Below are 12141 nucleotides of genomic sequence, written 5' to 3'. Positions count from 1 at the left end.
AGTTAGAGGAATAAAATGGCAAATCCAATCGTAGAAAAAGCTAAAGAAAGAATGACTCAGTCTCACCAAAGTTTGGGACGTGAATTTGGAAGTATCCGTGCAGGCCGTGCAAATGCAAGTCTCTTGGATCGTATTTATGTTCAATATTACGGAGTTGATACTCCATTGAATCAAATCGCATCGATTACCATTCCAGAAGCTCGTGTGATGTTGATCACACCTTTTGACAAGTCTTCATTGAAAGATATCGAGCACGCTTTGAATGCTTCTGATCTTGGCATTACTCCAGCCAACGATGGTTCGGTTATCCGTTTGGTCATCCCAGCTTTGACAGAAGAAACTCGTCGTGACTTGGCCAAAGAAGTGAAAAAAGTCGGTGAAAATGCTAAAGTAGCGATCCGTAACATTCGTCGTGATGCGATGGATGAAGCGAAGAAGCAAGAAAAAGCTAAAGAAATCACTGAAGATGAATTGAAGAATCTTGAGAAAGAGATCCAAAAAGTAACCGATGATGCTGTGAAACATGTTGATGAAATGACAGCACACAAAGAAAAAGAATTGCTTGAAGTTTAATCATTTCCAGCAGTTTACAGAGGAAATGAACTCAGTTGGCACTGCTGGCTGAGTTTTATTTCCATTAAGGGGCTATTGATGAGCTTTAGCCAGAAAGAAGGAAAAAATGAATACCAACCTCGCACATGATATCGTGGGCCTTGTAACGGATGAGAATGATCGCTTTTACTTTGTCCAGAAGGATGGGCAGACTTATGCCTTGGACAAGTCTGAAGGAGAGCATGCACTTGGAGAATCCGTCAAGGGCTTTGCCTATACGGATATGAAGCAACGTTTGCGTCTGACCACCCTAGAAGTCACAGCCCGTCAGGACCAATTTGGCTGGGGGACAGTGACTGAAGTTCGCAAGGACCTGGGTGTATTTGTCGATACGGGTCTACCCGATAAGGAGATTGTCGTCTCTCTGGATATTTTGCCAGAAATCAAGGATCTGTGGCCGAAAAAAGGCGATAAACTCTTTGTTAGCCTAGAAGTTGATAAAAAAGATCGGATCTGGGGTGTCTTGGCCTACCAAGAAGACTTCCAACGAATTGCTCGTCCAGCCTACAACAATATGCAAAACCAGAACTGGCCGGCCATCGTCTATCGCTTAAAACTTTCAGGGACCTTTGTTTACCTGCCTGAAAACAATATGCTGGGCTTTATCCATCCAAGTGAGCGCTATGCCGAACCCCGTTTGGGACAAGTCTTAGATGCTCGGGTCATCGGTTTCCGAGAGGTGGATCGGACCTTGAATTTGTCCTTGAAACCACGCTCGTTTGAAATGCTTGAAAACGATGCGCAGATGATTTTGGCCTACTTGGAGGGGAATGGTGGCTTTATGACCTTGAATGACAAGTCCTCCCCAGAAGAGATTAAGGCAACCTTTGGAATTTCCAAGGGGCAGTTCAAAAAGGCTCTGGGTGGCTTGATGAAAGCGAAAAAAATCAAGCAAGACCAGTTTGGAACGGAACTAATCTAAGAGGAGCCTTATGCGAAAATCATTTTACACTTGGCTGATGACAGAGCGCAATCCCAAAAGCAATGCTCCGAAAGCCTTGCTAGCTGATCTAGCTTTTCATGAGTCTGCCTTTCCAAAACATACAGATGATTTTGATGAGGTCAGCCGCTTTCTGGAAGAACATGCTAGTTTCTCCTTTAATCTAGGAGAATTTGATGCGATCTGGGAAGAATACTTAGGTCATTAGTAACAGGAGATAGTGGTGAGCCGGGGATGGTCAATTCTCGGTCACTTTGTTATAATAGAGAAAACTTACAGAAATAGAGAGGTTCTTTATTTGAAAGAACATTCAATTGATATTCAATTAAGTCATCCAGATGATCTCTTCCATCTGTTTGGATCCAATGAGCGTCATTTGCGTTTGATGGAGCAAGAGTTGGATGTGATCATCCATGCACGAACAGAAATTGTCCAGGTCATTGGGCAAGAAGAAGATTGTGAGAAAGCTAGACAAGTCATTGAGGCTTTGCTGATCTTGGTGAATCGTGGTATGATCATCGGGACGCCGGATGTCGTAACAGCTATTCAAATGGTTCGTAATGATGAGTTGGATAAGTTCGTCGCCTTGTATGAAGAAGAAATCATCAAGGATAGCTACGGCAAGCCCATTCGGGTCAAAACGCTGGGGCAAAAGATTTATGTCGATAGTGTCAAGCACCATGATGTGACCTTCGGGATTGGACCAGCCGGGACAGGGAAAACCTTCTTAGCGGTGACCTTGGCCGTCACCGCCCTCAAGCGTGGTCAAGTTAAGAGGATCATTTTGACCCGTCCAGCTGTAGAAGCAGGAGAGAGCCTTGGTTTCCTTCCAGGAGATCTCAAGGAAAAAGTGGACCCTTATCTACGACCGGTCTATGATGCTCTCTACCAGATTTTAGGGAAAGACCAAACTACTCGGATGATGGAGCGGGAGATTATCGAGATTGCGCCTTTGGCTTATATGCGGGGGCGGACCTTGGACGATGCCTTTGTCATCCTCGATGAAGCGCAAAATACCACCATCATGCAGATGAAGATGTTTTTGACCCGTCTTGGTTTTAACTCCAAGATGATTGTCAATGGAGATACCAGCCAGATTGACCTCCCTCGAAATGTCAAATCCGGTTTGATTGATGCTCAGGAGAAATTAAAAAATATTTCTCAGATTGACTTTGTGCATTTCTCTGCCAAGGATGTTGTTCGTCATCCAGTAGTAGCAGAGATTATCCGGGCCTACGAGCCCATTCCGAATCCAGTCCTCAAAGAAAAACTGGATGTGGAAGAAGAAGCAGAATAAAAGAAGAGGCAAAGATTTTATGATCTTTGCCTTTTAAATATTAGAAATTAAACCAATTCATCAATTGGTGTGAAGTTGCGTTCTAGCCCTTCTGCAACTGGTTGGCTTGTGATATGGCCTTGGTAAGTAGTAACACCTTGGCGCAATCCTTCATCAAGGGCGATGGCCTTATGGAAACCTTTGTCAGCCAAAGCTTCGACATAAGGAAGGGTTACATTGGTGAGGGCAATGGTAGAAGTACGAGCGACAGCGCCTGGGATATTGGCAACGGCATAGTGGAGCACACCATGTTTTTCGTAAACAGGCTCCGTATGTGTTGTCACACGGTCTGCAGTTTCAATAACACCACCTTGGTCGACGGCTACGTCCACGATGACAGAACCTGGACGCATTTGTTTGACCATATCGTCTGTCACTAATTTAGGAGCTTTAGCTCCAGGGATTAGGACGGCTCCGATGACAACATCGGCATCACGGACACTGGCTTCAATGTTAAATGGATTGGACATGAGGGTTTGGATTTGGTGACCAAAGACATCTTCTAGGACAGACAAGCGTTTAGCGCTGATATCCAAGATGGTAACTTGGGCGCCGAGTCCAAGAGCGATCCGAGCTGCGTGGGTTCCAACGACCCCACCACCGATGATGGTAACTTTCCCTTTAGGAACACCAGGTACCCCACCTAGGAGGACACCAGATCCACCTTCTTGTTTGGTGAGGAAGTGAGCCCCGATTTGAACGGCCATTCGTCCAGCAACCTCACTCATTGGTACCAAAAGAGGCAATTGTCCTTCAAGGTCTCGAACCGTTTCGTAAGCCACCCCAGTTGTCTTGGCAGTCACCATGGCATCAGCCAATTCAGGGGCAGCAGCCATGTGCAAGTAGGTGAAGAGCAAGAGGTCTTCACGAAGGAAGCCGTATTCTTCAGCGAGGGGTTCTTTGACCTTGACTACCAATTCAGCTGCCCAAGCCTCTGCCGCAGTAGCAACGATAGTCGCTCCTTGTTTGGCGTAATCTTCATCGGCAAAGCCAGAACCAAGTCCGGCATTTGTTTCTACCAAAACTTGATGGCCTTTCTTCACCAAGCTTTGTACACCTGCAGGGGTCAAGCCGACCCGATTTTCATTATTTTTAATTTCTTTTGGAATACCAATTAACATGATTATTTCTCCTTACTTAGATTTAGGTGTGAAAAGGTCATTGGCATGAGATTGCTCTCCTAACTCAATGACCTTTTCACTCCTCATCTGATTGTTTTGATTGATTTTATTGTATAGAAAAATGGGTTAAAAAGCAAGAAAAATTTGAGCTTGCCTTCCTTTATGTTATTTGCTAAACTAATCCCTAAAGAAGGAGTGTCAAATGGAAAATTTATATGTGAAGTTAGCGGCTTATCGAGAAATAGAGACTGAGCGCTTGCACTTGCGTCCGGTCACTCTAGAAGATGCACCGTCTATGTTTGAGTACGCTTCTAATGAAACAGTTACGCGCTACACTTTTCCAACCAATCAAAGTCTAGAAGAGACGCGTAATAATATTGCCCTCTTTTACCTAGCGAGCCCACTTGGCAGATGGGGGATCGAACTCAAAGAAAATGGAAAATTTATCGGGACTATTGATTTACTGGATTTGGATCTTTCTCTGAAAAAGGGGAGTATCGGCTATGTTCTGAATAAAGATTATTGGAACCAAGGTCTTGCGACAGAAGCTACCAAGGCAGTCATTGCCCTGGCTTTTGAACAGTTAGGGATGAACAAGCTCATTGCTGTTCATGATCAGGACAACCCGGCTTCTGGACGGGTGATGGCCAAATCAGGGATGAAATATTCTCATGAAGAGCCCTACGCGATGCTAGACCTGCATGAAGAAGGGAGAATGGTGACGAGAGTTCATTATGTCCTCACAAAGGAAGAATATTTGGCAGAAAAATGAGTCAGGATATTGACAAAAGGCCTATCTCCATGATATAGTAGATAGGTACTGCTGGTTTAGCTCAGTCGGTAGAGCGCATCCATGGTAAGGATGAGGTCGCCGGTTCAATCCCGGCAACTAGCATAGAAGAAGAGAGAAGCTTAGAGAGGATCTAGGCTTCTTTTTTGTGCTTTAATTTCTAATTTAGTGCCTATTTATGGATCTTTTTTCAACAATTTTCAAAAAAACGTTGACAAGCACAGAAATCCGTGGTAAAGTTAGAACAACAAAGAGAAAGGAGAAAACCATCATGAACAAAGTAGATGTTTTGATGACACAATTGAATACACAGCTTCTCCAATCTCAGTTGAGTTCTATGTAAAAATTGAATGAAACCCAAGATGGAGGAGTCTGTCTTGGGTTTTTTGTATGCATTTTTGCCTGCCTTAACTGAATTGGTGACAGGCATCAGAAGGCCCAAGTGTGGACTGAGCACGTACTCAGCTCCTACTTGGGTTTTTTCTGTGCCATTTTGAAAGGGGAGAAGATGATAGGAGCTTTATGGAAGTACATCTGGGAGCATAAGTGGCTGTATCTCAGCATTGCTGTGGTCCTAGTGATTTATGATTATACAATTTTAATACCTACACAGGTCATTCAACGACTAGTCGACCAGCTGAGCAAGCAGACCTTGACTCAGTCAAGTTTTACGAGAGATATTGCTCTCTTGTTGGGAGCTACTTTTTTAAATTACATTTCCGCTTACTACTGGCATCTGAAGTTGTTTCAAGCTTCGGTCCATTACAAGGCTAGATTACAGGGGCAAGCTTTTCGTAAGCTCGTAGCCATGAGACGGCCATTTTATGAAAAGTTTCGCTCAGGAGATCTCTTGACACGTTTTACCACGGATGTAGACGGGATGATGGGGATGGTCGGCTATGGAATGCTGATTGTCCTTTATGGGGGAGGTTTGTTCCTCTTTATCATTCCAGCCATGTTCTTGATTTCCTGGCAGTTGAGTTTGATTTCCTTTATTCCCATGAGCTTTCTGGTTTTATCAACCTATCTCCTCGGCAAAAAGGAAGAGATCTATGTGGATGAAAACCGTGATGCGGTGGCTCACTTGAATGATGAGGTCCTAGAATCCATCGAAGGGATTCGGGTTATGCGGGCTTATAGCCGTAAGGAGCGTCAGGTGCGACAATTTCAAGAGCGGACAGAAAGTTTGGCCAAAACGGGGGATAAGATCGCCTCTATTCAAAATGCCTTTGGTCCTTTTGCTCTCTTCTTTATCGGGGTTTCAACCGTCCTTCTTTTGGTCTGTGGGGGCCATTTCTTGAAAACTGGGCAGATTAGCTTGGGTCAACTGCTAGGTCTAGAATTGTATCTAGTGGCCTTGATTGAGCCGATGTGGATGCTAGCAGATTTTATCCTTGTCTATCAAACAGCCAAGACTTCCCACAAAAAGTTGTCAGAATTGGTCGAAGAGGATGATGATTTGGAAAGAGATGGGGACGATTGGCTAGAGGAACTGAATGAGGTGGTTTTCGAAAACTATACTTTTACCTATCCAATGGCGGAGAAGGAGAGTCTTTCGCAGATTTCTTTGCAGTTCAATAAAGGGCAAACCATTGGGATTGTAGGTCGAACAGGAGCAGGAAAGACAAGTTTGGTCCGTCAATTTTTACGTCAATACCCACTTGGGCAAGGGACGTTTACCATTAATGGGGAGTCCGTTACACGCTATGTGAGACGCTCTATTGAGGAAAAAATCGGTTACGTCTCTCAGGAACACATCCTATTTTCGAAGTCTATTTTAGAAAATATTTCCCTTGGTAAGAAGGGAGCTAGTCAAGAGGAAATCATGGATGCTATCGCTCAGGCAGCCTTCTCAGATGATTTGGAACGGATGTCGGATGGCCTGGATACTCTGATCGGAGAAAAGGGAGTATCCGTATCGGGAGGGCAGAAGCAGCGGATTTCTCTGGCACGTGCCTTTCTACGTGATGCCCAGTTGCTCCTCTTGGATGATTCTTTATCCGCAGTGGATGCCAAGACGGAACAGGCCATTATTGAGACCATTCAAAGAGAGCGACAAGGAAAGACAACCTTGATAGTCTCTCACCGTCTCTCAGCTGTCCATCAGGCAGATTGGATCCTTGTGTTAGATCAAGGACGGATTGTAGAAGAAGGAACAGCTAGTGATTTACTAGCTCAAGAAGGTTGGTATTACGAACAATACCAACGGCAACAAAGACAGGAAGGAGAATAAGATGGGTATTTTAAAACGACTATTACAAAAACTATCCCTTTTTCCTGGTATTTTTGGGCTAGGTTTCATCTGTCTTTTGCTGGCAACGATTTTGTCAGATCTATCGCCGTTTATTCTGCAAAAAATGATTGATGGTCCCTTGACAGCCTTGAGTCAGGGAGGAGAGTTAGGAGCACTCTATCCTATGGGTGTCCTCTATCTGATTGTTTTGGCTGTGGGTCAGATTGTCAGTTATATAGGCAATCGGGTTTTGATCCATGGAGGCAATAAGGTAACTGCACAGCTACGCGATCAAGCCTTCCTAGTGATGCAACAACTACCGATTTCCTACTTTGATGACAAGCCAGCTGGGAAAATTGCTACACGAATTGTTAATGATACAGAGACCTTACGGACTCAATTTTACAATTCCTGTATGTATTTGGTCATTCATTTGATGCGTTTCTTCTTTATCATGGGGGTTCTCTTTACTATCAATCCCATGATGGGTCTCCTCTTATGCTTGATTTTCCCTATCTTTTACGGGATTCAGTCCTTGTATAAGCGCATGACGGACAAGCCCATGAAGGACTTCTTTGATTCCAGAAGTGAGATCAATACCCAGGTAAATGAACTGCTTCATGGAGCTAGTATGATCCAACTTTACGGACAAGAGGAGCGCGTAATTGAGGAGTTTGATCAGACGACTGAGAAGATGACTGTGGCTTATGATCGTTTGGTCCTAGCAGACTCCATTGCCTCTTGGAGCCTGACAGAATTCTTGAAATACATCGTCATTGCAGGAATTTTAACCATTGCAGGCCTATCCTATCTTGGGGGAGATTTGGAGATGACTGCAGGTTTCTTGTTTATCAATCTCAATTATGTTATTCAGCTCTTTGATCTCATGGCCAATTTGATCCGTCGTCTACCGGATATCCGACGCTCTCTGGAAACAGGGGAGCGAGTCTTGACTTTCCTAGATGAAAAGGTAGAGGCAGATGCGACAAAGGAGATTCAAATAGATCGGGCGGCAGTGGAGTTTGATCATGTCACTTTTGCCTATGAAGAAGGCAAGCCAGTTCTGAAGGACATTTCCATCCAAGCCTGTCCGGGTCAGACCCTTGCCTTGGTTGGCCATACCGGTTCGGGTAAATCCTCTATCATGAACTTGCTCTATCGTTTCTATGATCCGCAGGAGGGGGAAATCCGGATCGACGGCCAGAATATTCGCCATTTCTCTAGGGAGAGTCTTCGGTCCCATATGGGAATTGTCTTACAGGATCCCTATCTGTTCTCAGGGACCATTGCTAGCAATGTGGCCATGAGTCAAACAGATATCGACCGTGATCGCGTCTTGGATGCTCTAAAACAGGTCGGTGCCCTGCCTATGATCCAGAGATTAGAAAAGGGAATTGACCATCCAGTGGTTGAAAAGGGATCTGCCTTCTCAAGTGGGGAGCGTCAATTGATTTCCTTTGCGCGGACCCTTTACATGAATCCGAAAATTTTGATTCTGGATGAAGCGACCTCTCACATTGATACGGAGACAGAGGAGATTATTCAGAAGGCTATGGCAGTCCTGCAAAAGGGCCGGACGACCTTTATCATTGCCCACCGCTTATCGACCATTCAAGATGCGGATCAGATCTTGGTTCTATCAGAAGGACGCATTGTCGAACGGGGCCAACATGCAGACTTGATTGCCCATGGTGGTATCTATGCCCAGATGCAAGCTATCCAACAGACGGTTGAATAAAAGGGCATTCTTCAAATAGTAAAAGTAGCGTGTATTCTAGTATATACGCTATTTTTATGCTATAATTGAAATGATAGTGAGGTGATCCAAGATGTATATTGAAATGGTTGATGAGACCGGTCAAGTCTCTGAAGAAATGATCAAACAAACCCAGGAAATTTTAGAATTTGCTGCAAAAAAATTGGGCAAAGAAGACAAGGAAATGGCAGTGACCTTTGTAACCAACGAACGTAGCCATGAATTGAACTTGGAATACCGGGATACGGATCGCCCAACGGATGTGATCAGTCTGGAATACAAACCAGAGATGGACATTGCTTTTTCGGAAGAAGATTTAGAAGACCATCCAGAATTGGCAGAAATGATGGCAGAGTTTGATACCTATATTGGAGAGCTCTTTATTTCTGTAGACAAGGCGCGTGAGCAAGCTGCTGAGTATGGCCATAGCTTTGAGCGCGAGATGGGCTTTTTAGCAGTGCATGGCTTCCTTCATATCAACGGTTATGATCACTATACGCCGGAAGAAGAGAAGGAAATGTTTGGCTTACAGGAAGAGATTTTGACAGCCTATGGACTCACAAGACAATAAACGAAAATGGAAAAATCGAGAACTGATTGCCAGTCTTGAATTTGCTTTAACAGGGATTTTCACAGCCTTTAAAGAGGAACGAAATATGCGTAAGCATGCACTTTCAGCTATCTTAGCGATTGTTGCAGGCTTCCTTTTTGGCATTTCAGCAACAGAGTGGCTCTTTCTACTCTTAAGTGTTTCTTTGGTCATTGCCTTTGAAATCATGAATTCTGCTCTTGAAAATGTAGTGGATTTGGCGAGTGATTACCATTTCTCCATGCTGGCAAAGAATGCCAAGGATATGGCCGCAGGAGCGGTTCTCGTTATTTCGGGCTTTGCCTTTGTGACAGGTCTCATCATATTTGTGCCCAAGTTGTGGGCTTTGGTATTTGGATAAGAGGGAGACTTCCCTCATGAAAGGAAACTATGACATTTAAATCAGGCTTTGTAGCCATTTTAGGACGTCCCAATGTCGGGAAGTCAACTTTTTTGAACCACGTCATGGGGCAAAAAATTGCCATCATGAGTGATAAAGCGCAGACAACGCGCAACAAGATTATGGGAATCTACACGACCGATAAGGAACAGATCGTCTTTATCGATACCCCAGGGATTCACAAACCCAAGACAGCGCTTGGAGACTTCATGGTAGAGTCGGCCTATAGCACCCTTCGAGAAGTCGATACCGTTCTCTTTATGGTGCCAGCAGATGAGCCACGTGGGAAAGGCGATGACATGATCATCGAGCGCCTCAAGGCTGCTAAGGTGCCGGTTATTCTGGTGGTCAACAAGATCGACAAGGTGCACCCTGACCAACTCTTGGCGCAAATCGATGACTTCCGTAGTCAGATGGAGTTCAAAGAAATTGTGCCGATTTCAGCCCTTCAAGGAAACAATGTTTCGCATTTGATTGATATTTTGAGCGAAAACTTAGAAGAAGGTTTCCAATATTTCCCTGCTGATCAAATCACTGACCACCCAGAGCGTTTCTTGGTCTCTGAAATGATCCGTGAGAAGGTCTTGCATTTAACGCGGGAAGAAATTCCCCACTCTGTTGCCGTAGTGGTGGATTCTATGAAGCGGGATGAAGAGACAGATAAGGTTCATATCCGTGCAACCATCATGGTCGAGCGCGATAGCCAAAAAGGCATTGTCATCGGAAAAGGTGGGGCCATGCTCAAGAAGATCGGGACCCTTGCGCGTAAGGATATCGAGCTCATGCTAGGGGATAAGGTCTTCCTAGAAACCTGGGTCAAGGTCAAGAAAAATTGGCGGGATAAGAAATTGGATCTTGCCGATTTCGGATACAACGAAAAAGAATATTAAAAAGAGGTGGGCAGAAGCCTGCTTCTTGTTTTTGAAAGGAGTTCTATGCCTGAATTACCAGAAGTAGAGACTGTCCGACGCGGTCTTGAGAAATTAATTCTTGGAAAAACCATTCAGTCAATGGAAGTAAAGTATCCAAAGATGATTCATACGGATCTAGATGCTTTTTGTCAAGATCTTCCAGGTCAAGAAATTCGGGCCATGGGGCGCCGTGGGAAATACCTTTTATTTTATCTGACGGATCTGGTCCTCATCTCGCATTTGCGGATGGAAGGCAAGTATTTCTTTTATCCAGACGAGGTTCCTCTTCGCAAGCATGCCCATGTCTTCTTTCATTTTACAGATGGTAGCACTCTGGTCTATGAAGATGTCCGCAAGTTTGGGACCATGGAAGTCCTAGTACCTGAGCTTGTCGACAGCTATTTTTTGGCGAAAAAAATTGGTCCAGAGCCGACGGAAGCGGATTTTAAAGACCCAGCCTTCCAAGCAGCTCTTAAAAAATCAAAGAAACCCATTAAATCAGCTCTTTTAGACCAAAAATTAGTAGCTGGTTTGGGCAATATTTATGTGGATGAGGTTCTTTATCGAGCCAAGGTTCATCCAGCCCGTTTGGGTCAAAGCTTGACTGCTAGAGAAGCCAAAGCCGTTCGCAAAGAAACGATTGCCGTGCTTGCTCAGGCTGTTGAAAAGGGTGGTTCCACCATTCGCTCCTACAGCAATGCATTTGGTGAGGATGGCACCATGCAGGAAGAACACCAGGTCTATGGGAAAACAGGCCAGCCTTGTTTGCGCTGCGGGACTCCGATTGAGAAAATCCAGCTGGGGGGACGCGGAACCCATTTTTGCCCCCACTGTCAAAAGGAGAACTAGATGGCAAGAATCATCGGATTAACAGGAGGAATTGCTTCAGGAAAGTCTACTGTCACCTCCTATTTGAGAGAAAAAGGATATCCTGTCATTGATGCTGATCAAGTAGTCCATGATTTGCAGGCACCAGGTGGAGAACTCTATCAAGCTTTGGTAGATCATTTTGGAAGGGACATCCTTCTAGATACAGGAGACTTGAATCGTCCTGCTCTGGCTCAACGCATCTTTTCAAGCCAGAAAGAGATTGCCTGGTCCAACCAAGTACAAGGGGACATCATTCGCAAAGCTCTGGCGCGAGAACGGGACCGACAAGCTGCAACAGAAGACATCTTTTTCATGGATATCCCCTTGTTAATCGAGCAGGGATATCTGGACTGGTTTGACCAAGTCTGGCTGGTATATGTGACGGAAGATACTCAGTTAGAACGTTTGATGGAGCGCAATGCCTTAACAGAGGTCCAGGCGCGCGATCGTTTAGCAGCCCAGATGCCTCTAGATGAGAAAAAAACTCTTGTCGATCTCGTGATCGATAACAATAGCCAGCGTGATCACCTCTATCAGGAAATCGATCGTGCTTTAGAACAAATAGAAAGAAGATGATCCTATT

General features: G+C 44.7%; 13 protein-coding genes and 1 tRNA gene. 13 read left to right on the top strand and 1 reads right to left on the bottom strand.

The features are described from left to right. Nucleotides 1–15 precede the first annotated feature (15 nt). From frr to FJR71_RS04735, 4 genes are all read left to right on the top strand, one after another. A complete protein-coding gene (gene frr, locus FJR71_RS04750) occupies nucleotides 16–573 on the top strand; it encodes a ribosome recycling factor (RefSeq protein WP_048689643.1) in 558 nt (185 codons plus the stop codon). A 106-nt stretch (nucleotides 574–679) separates the two neighbouring features. Beyond that, nucleotides 680–1534, top strand: coding sequence for an RNA-binding virulence regulatory protein CvfB (gene cvfB / locus FJR71_RS04745; RefSeq protein ID WP_048689640.1), 855 nt, complete (start codon nucleotides 680–682; stop codon nucleotides 1532–1534). Between the two features lie 10 nt (nucleotides 1535–1544). After that, on the top strand, nucleotides 1545–1760 hold the full coding sequence (locus tag FJR71_RS04740) for a YozE family protein (protein WP_048689636.1): 216 nt from the start codon (nucleotides 1545–1547) through the stop codon (nucleotides 1758–1760). 90 nt (nucleotides 1761–1850) lie between these two features. Next, complete coding sequence (locus FJR71_RS04735) at nucleotides 1851–2849, top strand: PhoH family protein (RefSeq protein WP_172605100.1); 999 nt, start codon at nucleotides 1851–1853, stop codon at nucleotides 2847–2849. Between the two features lie 47 nt (nucleotides 2850–2896). Here FJR71_RS04735 and ald read toward each other — a convergent pair whose 3' ends face one another. Continuing rightward, the gene (gene ald / locus FJR71_RS04730) at nucleotides 2897–4009 is read right to left on the bottom strand and encodes an alanine dehydrogenase (protein ID WP_061564226.1); all 1113 of its coding nucleotides are present in this window, start codon (nucleotides 4007–4009) and stop codon (nucleotides 2897–2899) included. Nucleotides 4010–4211: 202 nt separating this feature from the next. On the opposite strand from ald, the gene FJR71_RS04725 reads away from it, so the two are divergent. The 9 genes from FJR71_RS04725 (at nucleotide 4212) to coaE (ending at nucleotide 12134) form a co-directional block, all read left to right on the top strand. Continuing rightward, complete coding sequence (locus FJR71_RS04725) at nucleotides 4212–4781, top strand: GNAT family N-acetyltransferase (RefSeq protein ID WP_061564225.1); 570 nt, start codon at nucleotides 4212–4214, stop codon at nucleotides 4779–4781. Nucleotides 4782–4831: 50 nt separating this feature from the next. Further along, a tRNA-Thr gene (locus tag FJR71_RS04720) sits at nucleotides 4832–4904 on the top strand. A gap of 403 nt (nucleotides 4905–5307) precedes the next feature. After that, on the top strand, nucleotides 5308–7032 hold the full coding sequence (locus tag FJR71_RS04715; RefSeq protein ID WP_061564224.1) for an ABC transporter ATP-binding protein: 1725 nt from the start codon (nucleotides 5308–5310) through the stop codon (nucleotides 7030–7032). A 1-nt stretch (nucleotide 7033) separates the two neighbouring features. Further along, entirely contained in the window at nucleotides 7034–8770 is a 1737-nt protein-coding gene (locus FJR71_RS04710) for an ABC transporter ATP-binding protein (protein WP_061564223.1), read from the top strand. A gap of 91 nt (nucleotides 8771–8861) precedes the next feature. Further along, nucleotides 8862–9359, top strand: coding sequence for an rRNA maturation RNase YbeY (gene ybeY, locus FJR71_RS04705; protein WP_048689623.1), 498 nt, complete (start codon nucleotides 8862–8864; stop codon nucleotides 9357–9359). After that, a complete protein-coding gene (locus FJR71_RS04700; RefSeq protein ID WP_048689618.1) occupies nucleotides 9340–9738 on the top strand; it encodes a diacylglycerol kinase family protein in 399 nt (132 codons plus the stop codon). Before ybeY ends, FJR71_RS04700 begins: the two co-directional genes overlap by 20 nt. A gap of 29 nt (nucleotides 9739–9767) precedes the next feature. Beyond that, the gene (era, locus tag FJR71_RS04695) at nucleotides 9768–10667 is read left to right on the top strand and encodes a GTPase Era (RefSeq protein WP_048689615.1); all 900 of its coding nucleotides are present in this window, start codon (nucleotides 9768–9770) and stop codon (nucleotides 10665–10667) included. A gap of 45 nt (nucleotides 10668–10712) precedes the next feature. Further along, nucleotides 10713–11537 carry a DNA-formamidopyrimidine glycosylase gene (mutM, locus tag FJR71_RS10050; protein ID WP_048689612.1) on the top strand — a complete coding sequence of 275 codons (825 nt, stop codon included), beginning with the start codon at nucleotides 10713–10715 and terminating at the stop codon, nucleotides 11535–11537. Next, nucleotides 11538–12134 carry a dephospho-CoA kinase gene (gene coaE / locus FJR71_RS10045; RefSeq protein ID WP_048689609.1) on the top strand — a complete coding sequence of 199 codons (597 nt, stop codon included), beginning with the start codon at nucleotides 11538–11540 and terminating at the stop codon, nucleotides 12132–12134. Nucleotides 12135–12141: the final 7 nt, after the last annotated feature.

This window comes from Streptococcus xiaochunlingii (genome assembly GCF_006385805.1).
Taxonomy (GTDB): Bacteria; Bacillota; Bacilli; order Lactobacillales; family Streptococcaceae; genus Streptococcus; species Streptococcus xiaochunlingii.
This window is presented reverse-complemented; position numbering and strand designations above follow the sequence as displayed.